Here is a 13572-nt window from a genome sequence, read left to right on the forward strand (position 1 = left end):
ATCCATCCTGCTGCACCGCCTCCCGGACCCGCAGTAGTCTGCCTTGATCGTTGGCACGGGGGTTCGGAAGGCGGTGTGCGGGTGAGCTCGGGCGGGCTGGAGTTGCCCCCTGGTGACGACGGCCATGACGGCCAGGACGGTCACGAGGGACACGAGGGCGGCTCCGTCGACGCCCCGCCCGGGGCGGTGTCCCTGGCCCGGCCGATGGAGATCGGCGCGGAGCTGGACTGGGGCAGCGAAGCCTGGAGCGAGGTGCGGACGCGCGCCCGGCGGGCCGGGCGCGCGTACATCTGGCTGAACCTCGTCGAACAGCGGCTGCGGGCCGTCGTGGCGGCGGTGCTGAGCCCCATCTACGAGCCGGTGCACGGCGACGAGTGGGTCATCGCCGCCGCCGGGCCCACCGGACAGGAGTGGGTCCAGCGGGCGGTCGCGGTCCGCGAGGTCAGCCGCCGCAAGGGCTACCTGCTCGACCCGGCGGACGACAACATCCTCAGCTTCCTGACCCTGCCGCAGCTGCGCGAGCTGATGGTCCAGCACTGGCCCTGCTTCGAGCCGTACTTCGACGACCGGCGGGAGGTGGAGCTGGCCCTCGACGAACTGGAGGTGGCCCGCAACATCGTCTCCCGCAACCGCGCCCTGTCCGGGACGGTCCTGGCCCAGGCCGAGCGGGCCTCCGCCCGGCTGCTGGACATACTCGGCTCCGGCATCGGCACCCGTACGGCGGGACGGCTGCCCATCGACGCGGTCGAGGACCTGGTCGGCGACCGGTACGCGGACGTCGTGGGCGTCCACGCCGACCGGGTGCGCCTCCAGCGGCAGCTGCCCGCCGAGGACCTCTTCGGCGGCGCCCGCCGCCTGGACGCCGTCGGCATCGGCCTCAACCTCCTCGTGCAGAACTACTCGGGCCGCCGCATGGTCAGGCTCGCGGAGTCCGGCTGCCGCATCCGGCTGCTCTTCCTCAACCCCGCCAGCAGCGCGGTCCGCCGCCGCGAGCGGGAACTCGGCCTCAAGAAGGGCGAGATGAGCCGCTCCATCGAGATGAACATCCTGCACATGCGGCGGGTACGGGCGCGGCTGCGCGACCCCGGCGCCTTCGAGATCCAGGTCTTCGACGAGACCCCCCGCTTCACGGCCTACCTGGTGGACGGCGACGGCCCGGACGGCCTCGCCGTCGTCCAGTCGTACCTGCGGCGCAGCCGGGGCATGGAGTCGCCGGTCCTGGTCCTGCGCGGCGGCGGCCGCGAGATCCTGCGCCAGGAGGCGGGCCGGGACGACGACAACGGCCTCTTCTCGACGTACCGGGAGGAGTTCGAGAGCGTGTGGGCGGATTCGCGGCCGGTGTCGTAGGGGGCGGCGGCCCGGCCGGCCGCGAACGGGCAGGTAACGTTGCGGCATGCGATTCGGCGTGCTCGGGCCGGTGGAAGTGCGGTCGGCGGACGGACGGCCCGTACGGGTACCGGAACGGAAGGTACGCACCCTGCTGGCCGCGCTGCTCGCGCACCGCGGGCGGCCCGTCGCCGCCGGACGCCTCATCGACGCCCTGTGGGAGGAGCGGCTGCCCGCCAACCCGGCCGGCGCCCTCCAGGCCAAGGTCTCCCAACTGCGGCGCGCTCTGGAGGCCGCCGGGCCCGGCGGCCGTTCGCTGGTGGCCGCGCGCCCGCCCGGCTACCAGCTGGACGCCGGGACCGACGCCGTCGACGCGGACCGCTTCGCCGCGCTGACGGCCCGCGCCTACGGGGAACCTGACCCCGGGCGGCGGGCCGCGCTGCTCACCGAGGCGCTCGGGCTGTGGCGAGGCCCGGCCTTCGCCGGATTCGCGGACGCGCCGTTCGCCCGGCCCGCGGCCGAGCGCCTGGAGGAACAGCGGCTGACCGCGCTGGAGGAACGGGCCGCGGCCCGGCTGCGGCTGGGCGGCCACGGCCCGCTGGCCGGCGAACTGGCGGAGCTGGTGGCCCGGCATCCGCTGCGCGAACGGCTGAGCGCGCTCCACCTGCGGGCCCTGTACGGCGCAGGGCGGCAGAGCGAGGCCCTGGCCGCGTACGCCGCGCTGCGTGAACGGCTGGCGGAGGAACTGGGCATCGACCCGGGCCCCGAGCTGACCGCCCTGCACCAGGCGATTTTGCGGCAGGACCCGGACCTGGCGGGCGCGGACGACGGCCCGCCGCCTTCGCCGGGCACCCCGTCGCCTTCGCCGGGCGCCCCGTCGCCTTCGCCGGGCGCCCCGCCGCGTACGAACCTGCCCGCCACGCTCACCGAACTCGTCGGTAGGGGCGCGGCGGTGTCCCAGGTCCGCGCGCTCCTGGAGGCGGGCCGGCTGGTGACGCTCACCGGCCCTGGCGGGGTGGGCAAGACCCGGCTGGCCCTGGAGGCCGCGCACGGGTTCACCGGCGACTCCACCGCTTTTCCCGACGGTGTCCTGCTGGTGGAGCTGGCCGCGCTCGGCCGCCCGGCCGGGGCCCCCGCGGAGACCTGCACGGCCGCCGGGCCGGCCGAGGCGGTGCTCGCGGTGCTGGGCGTACGGGAAGGCGCGGCGTCAGGCCCGGCCGGCGAGCGCCTGGCGGGCGCGCTGCGCGGCAAACGGCTGCTCCTGGTGCTGGACAACTGCGAACACGTCGTCGACGCGGTCGCCGAGGTCACGGCGGAACTCCTCAGGGCGGCGCCCGGCCTGCGGGTGCTGGCGACCAGCCGGGAACTGCTGGGGCTGGCCGGCGAGCGGGTGTGGCCGGTGCCGCCGCTGGAAGAGTCCGACGCCGTCCGCCTCTTCGCCGCACGCGCGGCGGCGACGGCCCCCGGCTTCACGCTCGACGCGCACAACGCGGCGGATGTCGCGGACGTCTGCCGCCGCCTCGACGGCATCCCGCTCGCGCTGGAGCTGGCCGCGACGCGGGTACGGGCCCTGGGCGTACGGGAGCTGAGCGCGCGGCTGGACGACCGGTTCCGGCTGCCGGGCGCGGGCCGCAGGGGCGCGCCGCCACGCCAGCAGACCCTGCGCGCGATGATCGACTGGAGCTGGGAGCTGCTGACCCCGTCCGAGCGGATCGTGCTGCGGCGGCTCGCCGTGCACGCCGACGGCTGCACGCTCCGGGCCGCCGAGGAGGTGTGCGCGGGTGGCGGCGTACGGTCCGGCGAGGTGGCGGACCTGCTGGCGCGGCTCGTCGACCGCTCCCTGGTGGCGGTCGCCGAGGGCCCGTACGGCCCGCGCTACCGCCTGCTGGAGTCGGTGGCCGCCTACTGCCTCGAACGGCTCCGCGAGGCGGCCGAGTGGGAGGCCGTGCGGCGGCGGCACAGCGTTCACCACACCGCGCTCGCCGAACGCGCTGAAACGTTTCTGTACGGGGCCGGGCAACGCGAGTGGCTCGCCCGGCTCGACCAGGAGACGGCGAACCTGCGCGCGGCGCTGGACTGTGCCGTCCAGGAAGGCGCGGCGGACCGTGCGCTGCGCCTGGTCAACGCGCTGGCCTGGTACTGGTTCCTGCGCGGCCGGCTCGGCGAGGCGGGGCGGGCGCTGAGCGCGGCCCTGAGGGTGGACGGGGACGGCGGCCCCGCGCCGGGCCGGCTCCGGCTGCGCGCCGCGGTCTGGCAGGTCGGCATGGCCTCGCTGGCGGGCGGCGACACCGACCCGGTGGCACGGGCCGACGCCGTACTGAAGCAGTACGAGGACGGGAGCAGGACCTCCGGAACCCCGGCACTCTCTGCCGACGACCCGGCGGGCCACGCCTGGGCCCTCTGGTTCCTGACCTACGCTCAGATAGGGCTGGGCGACCCGGCCGTCGCACGCGAACGGCTCGCCCGCGCGCTTGCGGGCTTCCGGACACTCGGCGACCGCTGGGGGACGGCCGCCGCCCTGAGCAGCCGCGCCCAAGCCCAGTCCGCGGGCCCCGGCGCCGTACCCGACCGGGCCGCACGCAGGCGCGACGCCGAAGAGAGCGCCGCGCTGTTCGAGGAACTGGGCGACCGGTGGGGCCGCCTCCAGGCGGCCGAGGCGCTCGGGACACTGGCCGAGCAGGACGGCGACTACGAGCGTGCCGCCCGGCTGCACCGGGACGGGCTGCGCGGCGCCGAGGAACTGGGCCTGTGGATCCAGGCGTCGTACAAACACTCCGGCCTCGGCCGCATCGCCCTGCTGACCGGCGACCTGGAGGCGGCGCGCGCACACCACGAACGGGGGCTGCGGCTGGCCGCCGAGCAGTCGCACCGGCGCGGCGAGATGTTCGCCGATACCGGACTGGGCATCGGCGCCCGCCGCGCCGGCCGGCTGGACGACGCCGAGCGGCACCACTCGCGCTGGCTGGAATGGTGCCGCAGCCGGGACGGCGACCCCGGCACGGCCCTGCTCCTCGCCGAACTGGGGTTCGTCGCCGAACTGCGGGGCGAGGCGGCCACGGCCCGCCGCCTCCATCTGGACGGCTACGAGGCGGCGCGCGCCACCGGCGATCCGCGCGCCGTCGCCCTCGCCCTGGAGGGACTGGCCGGCGCGGAGGCCGCCGCGGGCCGGTACGCCCACGCCGCCCGCCTACTGGGCCGCGCCAGCGCGACCCGGGCCGCGCTGGGCACACCGCTGCCGCCCGCCGAACGCTGGGACGTGGACCGCGTCACGGCCCGCGCACGCGACGGCTTGGGCGGCGACGACGCGTTCGCGGCAGCCTTCGAGGAAGGCGCCGGCAAAACCGACGCCGAACTGGTGCGGACAGCGGTCGGCACGGGCCGAGAAGCACATGCGGTCAATGCCGGGGCATGAGCGAACACGACCTGCCGCCGTCCGGCCGTGACCTGACGGTGGCGCACAGGCCGCCCGAATCACCGGGACGAACGATCTCGCCGTGGTAGGACGGGGCGAACGCCTCTGCATGACCACGCGCGGTATCCGCACGCCTTCGACCATGTCGTTCTCCGTCTTCCGCGGTGTGTCCGACCAGTCCTGGGAGACCTCCTGTTGACGACGGACCTGGTGCGCAAGTACCGGCTGCTCTTCGCGGTACCGGGCTTTCGCCTGTCGGCCGTCGCCGCCCTGACCGGCAAGTTCCAGCCGGGCATGTACGCGGTGGCCCTGCTGGCGCTGGCGTCCTGCCACCTCGACTACAGCGCGGCCACCCTGGTGGTCGCGGCCGCTTCGATCGGCGCGATGACCACTCCGCTGCGGGGCAGGCTGCTCGACCGGTACTCCTACGCCGCGGTGCTGTGGCCGCTGCTCGTACTGCACCTCGGTTCTCTGCTGCTCTTCGTCGCCGCCGCACGGGCACACGCCGGCATCGCGGCGCTGTTCTGCCTCTCCATGCTGGCGGCCGCCAGCCAGCCGCCCGTCGGAACGCTCACCAGGGTGATGTGGCGCAAGACGGTTCCCGGCGACCTGAGGACGACCGCGCTGGCTCTGGACGCCGTCCTCGCGGACTTCGGTTTCATGGTCGGTCCGGTCGCGGCGGTCGCCCTGGCGCGCGGCATCTCGCCCGACGCCGCCGTGCCGGCCTGCGGGCTGCTGCTGGCCGTCGCGGTGCCGCTGGCCCTGCGCGGCGCCGGCGCCAAGGCCCCCAAGGAGGCGCCGCCGCGCAGGCACTGGGCCGGGCCCCTGCGGTCGGCGGCGCTGCGCCGGGTTTTCAGCGTCGCGTTCTGCTTCTTCCTCGGCGTGAACGCCCTGGAGGTCTCGTTGGCCTCCTACGGGCGCAAGGGGGAGGTGACGCTGGCCGGCGGGGCGCTGCTGAGCCTCGTCGCGATGGCCAGCATGGCGGGTGGCGCACTGCTCGGCGGGCTCCCCGCCCGAGCCGCCCGGCTCCTGATGCGGCCCACCGTGCCGCTGGGCGGGAACGCGCTGTGCCTCCTCCTGCTGGCGGGCGCGGCCTCCGTCCACCCCGTTCTCGTCCCCCTGGCCTGCCTGCCGGTCGGTTTCTGCCTCGGCCCCTGCTTCGCGTCCGTGTACGGCACGGCCGCCGACCACGCGGCCAAGGGGGAAGAGGCGGAGACGCAGTCCTGGGTGGCCGGCGCCATGATGGCCGGTGGCGCGCTCGGCGCGGTGGTGGGCGGCTGGAGCCTGGCGCACGGCGGCCTGGCCGGCGCCCTGCTGCCGGCCTCGGCGGCGTGGGCGGCCGGTGCTGTCTGCGGGTCTCGTGTCCCGCATCTCCGCCCGGTCGCGGAGGGCGCACGCGGGTGACGGCCGCGCAAGCCTCGCCCGTACGGCGATCACCGCTGCTCAGCGCAGTTTCCGCACCACCCGGGCCGGGTTGCCGACGGCCAGGACGCCGGGCGGCAGGTCCCTGGTCACCACGGCGCCCGCGCCGACGACCGTGTCCGCACCGACGCTCGCCCCCGGACAGACGATCACTCCGCCGCCGAGCCACACGTTGTCGCCGATCGTGACGGGTTCGGCCTTCTCCCAGCCGGCCCGGCGCCGCTCCGGGGCGAGTTCGTGGGTCGGCGTCAGGAGCTGCACGTTCGGGCCGATCTGTACGTCCGAGCCGACGGTGATGGGCCCGGCGTCCAGGAAGACCGCGTTGAAGTTGACGAACGTACGGGCGCCGATGCGGATGTGGTAGCCGAAGTCGCAGTGGAAGGGCGGGCGGATGCGGACGTCCTCGCCCAACGAGCCGAAGAGCTCGCGCAGGACGGCGCGCCGCTCGGCGGTGCGCGGGCCGGCCGGTCCCGTGCGGTTGTAGGCGGCACAGAGGTCGATGCGCCGGACGGTGTCCGCGAGCAGTTCGGGGTCGTCGGGGAGGTACCAGTCGCCGGCCAGCATGCGCCGCTTGTTCTCGCCCACGGGAGTCCTCTCGTCGCGCATCGGTGGTGCCGCGTCTCGTCGGCTCCGCCACGCTCGCCGGGCGCCGGGCGGCCGTCAAGGAATTCAGGCCCGGGGCGAATCGGCCGTGTCGTGGGCCCGGGGCAGGGCGGGGGCCGGCGGGCCGGGCGGGAACGTACCGGTCCCGGGGCGTTGTCAGTGTCGCGTGGGAGAGTAGGGGAACACGGGGGAAGCAACACCGAAGGAGGCCGCCATGGGCTGGCATCAAGAGCTGCTGGTCAGCTTCGACTTGGAGACCACCGGCACGGACGTCGAGCGCGACCGCGTCGTCACGGCCGCGCTGATAAGGCTTGCGGCGGACGGCCGGGAGGCCGCGCGGGAGACCTGGCTGCTCGATCCCGGCGTGCCGGTTCCCGAGGAGGCGGCGGCGATACACGGGGTGACGACGGCTCACGTCCGGGCGCACGGCGAGCCCGCGGCGGCCGGGATCGACGCCATCACCGAAGCGCTCGCCAGGGCGCTGCACGAGGGCATACCGCTCGTGGTGATGAACGCGCGCTACGACCTCTCCCTGCTGGACCGCGAATGCCGCCGCCACGGCCTGCGGACGCTTGCCGACCGGCTCGGCCGGCCGCCCGCGCCGGTCATCGACCCGCTGGTCCTGGACAAGCACGTGGACCGCTACCGCAAGGGCAAGCGGACCCTCCAGGCGCTCTGCCGGCACTACGGGGTCGCGCTGGAGGCCGCACACGAAGCGGGGGCGGACGCGGTGGCCGCGGCCGGCGTCGCGCGGCGGATCGGCGAGCGGTACCCCTCGGTGGCCGGGACGGAGCCGGCGGCGCTGCACGCCCTCCAGGAGAAGGCGGCGGCCGACCAAGCCGCTTCCTTCCAGCAGTATTTGCGCCGCTCCGGTGACCCCGGGGCGATAGTCGAGGCGGCCTGGCCGCTCATCCCGCACCAGCGGTCGCGCGAGCTCGTCGAGGGGCTGACGGGGCGGGTGCCGCCGTCGCGCGGCGACGGGTGAGGGCGGGCGCCGGGCCGCCGGAGCGTCAGAAGGGGTACCACCGTACGGTCGTGTCGCCCTCGCGCAGGGAGGCGATGCGGCGGCGGAACTCCTTGAGGGCGGCGGGGTTGCCGGGGGCGTGCTGGGAGACCCAGGCGCAGCTCGCCGTCTCCCGGGCGCCGCGCAGCACTGCGCAGCCCTCCCAGTCGCGTACGTCCCAGCCGTAGACCCGCACGAACGTGTCGTAGGCCGCGGCGGGCAGGCCGTAGCGGTCGCGGCTCAGGGCCATCACGACGAGATCGTGTTCCCGCAGATCGGAGGAGAACGTTTCGAGGTCGACGAGCACCGGGCCCCCGGGCCCCACATGGACGTTACGGGTCAGCGCGTCACCGTGGACGGGACCGCGCGGCAGGTGCGGTTCCAGGGCGGAAGCGGCCGCGGCGAAGGCGTCGCGGCGGCCCCGCAGATACTCGGCGTCCCGCGCCGAGACCGCGTCGCCGGCCAGCCGCAGCCAGCGCTCCACACCGCCCAGCAGCTCCCGCCGGGGGAGGGGGAACGGCGGTTCGGGCAGTGCGTGCACCAGGCGCAGCAGGGCGGCCAGGTCGGACGGTTCGGCGGGCCGCACGGGCTCGGGCAGCCGTTCCCAGAACGTGACGGGGTGGCCGTCCACCAGGCGGGCCGCCGGTTCCGCCGCGCGTACCGCAGGCACGCCCTGCTCCGCCAGCCAGACGGCGACGCCCAGTTCCCGTTCGGCGCGCTCCAGCAGTTCGGCACTGCGCCCGACCCGTACGACCGGCCCTCCGTCGCCCGTCGCGAACACCGCGTTCTCGCCGAGCGACAGCAGCCGGGCGTCCGCGGCGGCGTCGGGGCGGCCGGCCGCGGCCAGGACCTCCCGGGCGCGCGCCTCCGTGAACGGGGTGGTGCTCGGTGCGGTCATGGGGGCGCCTCCTGCGGTGCGTGATCGGGACCAGTCTCGCAGGTGCCCGGCCCTGCCCGGCAGACGGATCCCGGCCGGGGCGCCGGGGAGGAAACGGTTCCGGTGCTTGACTGCGCCGACCGCCGTCACGACGATGACGGCGGCCGCCTGCCCCGCTCCACCCGGGGACGCGCGGCCCGTTCGTCGCGGTCGGAGCCGTTGTGGGTGGAAATGGTCGCGGTCGGCGGTGCCGTCCGGGTGAGCGGATGCGGGGGAGCCGTGTTGAGGCGAGGCGGTTGCGGAACGGGACGTACGAGAGGACGCACGGGGGACCGGTGCGGGCCGGAGCCGGGCCGTGCCCGGTTTCCCGGGGAGCCACGGCGGTGACGCTGCCGGCCGCGGCCGGGCGCGCGGCACCACGCCGCCCGGCGCCCGGGCCCGGCGGCGGCACCTGGTTCCTCGTCCTGCCCGCGCTGATCCCGATCCTGGTGCTGAGCGTCGGGCCGCTGCTGTACGGCATCGCGCTGGCCTTCACCGACGCGCAGTCGGGGCGTACGCAGGCCACCCGGTGGGTCGGGCTGCTGAACTTCTCCGACCTGCTCGGGGACACGCTCTTCTGGGAGTCGTTCCGGATCGGGCTGGTGTGGGCGGTGGGCGTCACGGTCCCGCAGTTCTTCCTCGCCCTCGGGCTGGCGCTGCTGCTCGGCCAGGACCTGCGGTTGCGCTGGCTGGCCCGCGCGCTGGCGATCATCCCGTGGGCGATGCCGGAAGTCGTCGTGGGCATCATGTGGCGGCTGGTCTACCACCCGGACGCGGGCGTGCTGAACGAGACGCTGCGCAGTCTCGGCCTGACCGGCCAGGCCGGCGGCGTGGACTGGCTGAGCGGCACGGCCACCGCCCTGCTCGCCGTGATCGTCGTCGGTGTCTGGGCGGGCATGCCGCAGACCACGGTGGCGCTCCTGGCCGGGCTCCAGAACGTGCCGCGCGAACTGCACGAGGCCGCCGCGATGGACGGCGCGGGGGCCTGGCGCCGGTTCCGCACGGTCACCTGGCCCGCGGTCAGACCGATCGCCCTGGCCGTCTCCGCGCTCAACTTCATCTGGAACTTCAACTCCTTCGCGCTGGTCTACGTGCTGACCGACGGCGGCCCCGGCGGCCGCACCCGGCTGCCCATGCTGTTCGCGTACGAGGAGGCGTTCCGGTACGGGCAGTTCGGGTACGCCGCCGCGATGGGGCTGGCGATGGTCGCGGTCGTCTCGGTCCTGCTGGCCGTCTACCTCTCCCGGCGGCTGCGCGGGGAGGAGGAGCAGTGAAGACCGACCCGTACCGGGCCCGCCGCGCCGCCGGCCGGGCCGGGCAGTACCTGGCGCTGCTCTGCTACCTCGCCTTCCTCGCCTTTCCCTTCCTCTGGCTGGTCTCCACCGCGTTCAAGCCGCCGCGCGAACTGGGCAGCGTGCACCCCACGTGGGTCCCCAGGGCGCCGACGCTGGACAACTTCCGCACGGCCTTCGACGAGCAGCCGCTGCTCCAAGCCGCGGCCAACAGCCTGCTGGCCGCGGCGGCCGCCGCGCTGGTCGCGATCGTCCTGGCGACCCCCATGGCGTACGTCCTCGCGCGGCAGCGCACCCGCTTCGCACGGGCGGCGACCGGCTGGGTGGTGGTCAGCCAGGCGTTCCCCCTGGTCCTGGTGATCATCCCGCTCTTCCTGGTCCTCAAGAACCTTCACCTCGTCGACTCCAGGACCGGCCTGGTGCTGGTGTACGTGGTGTGGTCGCTGCCGTTCGCGCTGTGGATGCTGACCGGTTACGTACGGGCCGTACCGCCGGAGCTGGAGGAGGCCGCCGCCGTCGACGGTGCGGGCCGGCTGCGCATCCTGGTCTCGGTCACCGGCCCGCTCCTCGCGCCCGGCATCGTCGCCACGGGCCTGTTCGCCTTCATCACCGCATGGAACGAGTTCTTCTTCGCGCTCGTCCTGCTCAAGTCGCCGGAGAAGCAGACGATGCCGATCGTACTGACCCACTTCCTCGGGGCCGAGGGCGTCGCCGACCTCGGCCCGCTCGCCGCGGCGGCCCTGCTCGCCACGCTGCCGAGCCTGGTGGTCTTCGCGGTCGTCCAGCGCCGTATCACCGGCGGCATGCTGGCCGGGGCGGTGAAGAACTGATGCGGGGCGCCGGGAACGGTCCCGGCCGCCGCGCCGCCGGCAGCGGACCCGGCCGCCGCGCCCTGCTCGCCGCCGCCGCGGCCCTGCCGGCGGCGGCTCTGCTCCCCGGCTGTTCAGGGGGCGGCGGGCGGCGGGGCGGCGGCCGTTCCGTGCTCCGGTTCCAGTCGCTGGCCTGGCAGAAGGAGTCGGTGGACGCCAACAAGCGGCTCGTCGCCGAGTGGAACCGTACGCATCCGGACATCCCCGTCCAGTACGTCCAGGGTGCCTGGACCACCGTCCACGACCAGCTGCTCACCTCCTTCGAGGGCGGCGAGGCGCCGGACGTCATCCACGACGCCTCCGACGACCTCGCCGACTTCGCGTACGGCGGCTACCTCGCCGACCTGACCGGCCTGCTCCCGCGCCGCTTGAAGGACGACATCCCGCGGCACAGCTGGGAGTCGGGGACCTTCGGCGGCCGGGTGTACGGCATCCCGTTCCTCCAGGAGCCGCGCGTGCTGATCGCGGACGGGGTGAAGCTGCGGCGCTCCGGCGTACGGGTGCCGACGGCCCGGGAGCCGTGGACGTGGGAGGAGTTCGGGGAGGTGGCGAAGGAGCTGACGGGCGGCGGCGGGTACGGTGTCGCCTGGCCGTTGAAGGAGCCGGTCTCCGTCACGCTCAACCTCGCCCTGTCCACCGGCGGCCGGATCTTCCGGCGCCGCCCTGACGGCAAGGCGGAGGTGCGTTTCGACGCCGCCGACCAGGTGGTGCCGCGCCTCATCCACGACCAGGTCAACGTCGTCCGCAGCGCGGCCCGTACGACCTTGGGCATGGGCGGCGCCGACACGCTCCCCGGCTTCTTCGCGGGCCGGTACGCGATCCTGCCGCTCGGGTTCTCCTACCGGCAGCAGATCGCGCAGCAGGCCCCGAAGGACTTCGAGTGGACGGTGCTGCCCGCGCCCAGGGGCCCCGGCGGCGCGGACCAGGGCGTCAGCCCGCAGACCTTGTCGATCGCCGAGGACTGCGCCCGCAAGGAGGACGCGATGGCGTTCGTCGACTTCCTGCTGCGGCCGCCCAACATGGTGCGGCTCGCCCTGGGGGACTGGATGCTGCCGACGGGACGGGAGGCGCTGAAGGCGCCGGAGCTGCGCGGGGACCGCCACGGCTGGGCGACGGGCACGGCGCTCGCGGGCACGCTGCGGGCCGCGCCCGCGCAGTCCGTGCGGGGGTATGCGGAGTGGAAGGACAAGATCGCGACGCCCGGTTTCCAGGAGTACTACAGCGGGGCGATCGACGTGGACGCGTTGCGCCGCCGCCTGGTCCGCGACGGGAACCTGGTGCTGGCCAGGTACCAGCGCTGAGGCACCCGCAGCCTTATTTGATTGCACGATACGTATCGTCTCGTTTATGGTCCGGGACATGAGCCCATCCACGCCTGCCCGCGCCCACCGGCCCGCCCACATCGCGATGTTCGGCATCGCGGCCCACGGGCACGTCAACCCGAGCCTGGAGGTCATCCGCGAACTCGTCGCCCGGGGCCACCGCGTCACCTACGCCATCCCGCCGGCCTTCGCCGACCTCGTCGCCGTCACCGGCGCCGAGCCCCGGCTCTGGAACTCGACGCTGCCGACGGACGAGGACCCGGAGGCCTGGGGCACCGAACTGATCGACAACCTCGAACCGTTCCTCCGTGACGCCATACAGGCGCTGCCGCAACTCCTCGCCCTGTACGAGGGTGACGAGCCGGACCTCGTCATCCACGACAGCGCCTCCTACCCGGCGCCGGTCCTCGCCCACCGCTGGGGCGTGCCCGCGATCCAGCTCACCCCGCACCTGGTCGCCTGGCAGGGCTACGAGGAGGAGGTGGCGGAGCCGATGCGTGCCCAGCTGCTCGGCTCCGAGCGCGGGCGGGCGTACTACGAGCGGTTCCGCGCCTGGCTCGACGAGCACGGCATGTCCGAAGTGACCGACCCCGACCGGCTGGCGGGCGAGCCCGCCCGCGCCCTCGCCCTGATCCCGCGCGCCATGCAGCCGCACGCCGACCGCGTCGATTCCACCCGGGTCACCTTCGTCGGCACGTGCCAGGGCGACCGCGGCCACCAGGGCGACTGGCGGCGGCCCGACGGGCTCGCCGCGGACGCGAAGGTGCTGCTGGTCTCGTTCGGCTCCGCCTTCACCAAGGAGCCCGGCTTCTACCGCGCGTGCATCGAGGCGTTCGGCGGCCTGGCGGGCTGGCACGTGGTGCTGCAGATCGGCAAGTACGTCGAAACGTCCGAACTCGGCACGATCCCGGAGAACTTCGAGGTGCACCGTTGGGTGCCGCAGCTCGCCGTGCTGCGGCAGGCGGACGCCTTCGTCACCCACGCGGGGATGGGCGGCAGCCAGGAGGGGCTGGCGAACGGGGTACCGATGGTGTGCGTACCGCAGGCCGCCGACCAGTTCGCGAACGCCGGCATGCTCCAGCAGCTCGGCGTCGCCCGGCACGTCCCGAAGGAGGAGGTCACGGCCGACGTCCTGCGGGAGGCCGTGCTCGGCCTGGTGAACGACCCCCGCGTCCAGGAGGCTTCGGAGCGGCTCCGGCTGGAGGTGACGGGGGAGGGCGGCGCCAAGCGCGCGGCCGACCTCGTCGAGGCGGAACTGCCGGGAAACCTGCGGGGAAACGCGCCGGCCGGTTCGTAGGGGAATATCGGCGCATTCCGCATTCCGAATAAGGGCGGCGCGGCGCACCTGTTGCTCGGCGTGTCGGTCAAATTGCGATGCGTACGCGGGGATTGCCGGCCCGCATTCGC

Annotated in this window: 9 protein-coding genes and 1 pseudogene; 8 read left to right on the forward strand and 2 right to left on the reverse strand. The window is 74.6% G+C overall.

Going from position 1 to position 13572, the window contains the following annotated elements; genetic code table 11:
- The first annotated feature begins 81 nt into the window (after nucleotides 1–81).
- The 3 genes from ACH4OW_RS29755 (at nucleotide 82) to ACH4OW_RS29765 (ending at nucleotide 6142) form a co-directional block, all read left to right on the forward strand.
- Nucleotides 82–1347 (forward strand): SAV2148 family HEPN domain-containing protein, encoded by a 1266-nt coding sequence (locus ACH4OW_RS29755; RefSeq protein WP_360131528.1) that lies wholly within the window; start codon nucleotides 82–84, stop codon nucleotides 1345–1347.
- 46 nt (nucleotides 1348–1393) lie between these two features.
- Entirely contained in the window at nucleotides 1394–4738 is a 3345-nt protein-coding gene (locus ACH4OW_RS29760; protein ID WP_398030843.1) for a BTAD domain-containing putative transcriptional regulator, read from the forward strand.
- 195 nt (nucleotides 4739–4933) lie between these two features.
- The gene (locus ACH4OW_RS29765) at nucleotides 4934–6142 is read left to right on the forward strand and encodes an MFS transporter (protein ID WP_398030845.1); all 1209 of its coding nucleotides are present in this window, start codon (nucleotides 4934–4936) and stop codon (nucleotides 6140–6142) included.
- A gap of 39 nt (nucleotides 6143–6181) precedes the next feature.
- Here ACH4OW_RS29765 and ACH4OW_RS29770 read toward each other — a convergent pair whose 3' ends face one another.
- Nucleotides 6182–6745, reverse strand: coding sequence for a sugar O-acetyltransferase (locus ACH4OW_RS29770; RefSeq protein WP_398030847.1), 564 nt, complete (start codon nucleotides 6743–6745; stop codon nucleotides 6182–6184).
- A gap of 232 nt (nucleotides 6746–6977) precedes the next feature.
- On the opposite strand from ACH4OW_RS29770, the gene ACH4OW_RS29775 reads away from it, so the two are divergent.
- Nucleotides 6978–7748, forward strand: a complete 771-nt coding sequence (locus ACH4OW_RS29775; RefSeq protein ID WP_360131540.1) for a 3'-5' exonuclease — start codon at nucleotides 6978–6980, stop codon at nucleotides 7746–7748.
- A gap of 25 nt (nucleotides 7749–7773) precedes the next feature.
- On the opposite strand, the gene ACH4OW_RS29780 is transcribed toward ACH4OW_RS29775, so the two are convergent.
- Nucleotides 7774–8664: an aminoglycoside phosphotransferase family protein gene (locus tag ACH4OW_RS29780; RefSeq protein ID WP_360131543.1), complete on the reverse strand. Its 891-nt coding sequence runs from the start codon at nucleotides 8662–8664 to the stop codon at nucleotides 7774–7776.
- A gap of 368 nt (nucleotides 8665–9032) precedes the next feature.
- On the opposite strand from ACH4OW_RS29780, the gene ACH4OW_RS29785 reads away from it, so the two are divergent.
- From ACH4OW_RS29785 to ACH4OW_RS29800, 4 genes and pseudogenes are all read left to right on the forward strand, one after another.
- The gene (locus tag ACH4OW_RS29785; protein ID WP_360131734.1) at nucleotides 9033–9956 is read left to right on the forward strand and encodes a sugar ABC transporter permease; all 924 of its coding nucleotides are present in this window, start codon (nucleotides 9033–9035) and stop codon (nucleotides 9954–9956) included.
- The gene (locus ACH4OW_RS29790) at nucleotides 9953–10804 is read left to right on the forward strand and encodes a carbohydrate ABC transporter permease (RefSeq protein ID WP_398030849.1); all 852 of its coding nucleotides are present in this window, start codon (nucleotides 9953–9955) and stop codon (nucleotides 10802–10804) included. Before ACH4OW_RS29785 ends, ACH4OW_RS29790 begins: the two co-directional genes overlap by 4 nt.
- Nucleotides 10804–12144, forward strand: a complete 1341-nt coding sequence (locus ACH4OW_RS29795; protein ID WP_398030851.1) for an ABC transporter substrate-binding protein — start codon at nucleotides 10804–10806, stop codon at nucleotides 12142–12144. Before ACH4OW_RS29790 ends, ACH4OW_RS29795 begins: the two co-directional genes overlap by 1 nt.
- Before the next feature lie 21 nt (nucleotides 12145–12165).
- Nucleotides 12166–13462: pseudogene (locus ACH4OW_RS29800) on the forward strand (macrolide family glycosyltransferase).
- Nucleotides 13463–13572: the final 110 nt, after the last annotated feature.

Source organism: Streptomyces sp. NPDC017056, assembly GCF_044332485.1.
In the GTDB taxonomy this organism is placed as follows: domain Bacteria; phylum Actinomycetota; class Actinomycetes; order Streptomycetales; family Streptomycetaceae; genus Streptomyces.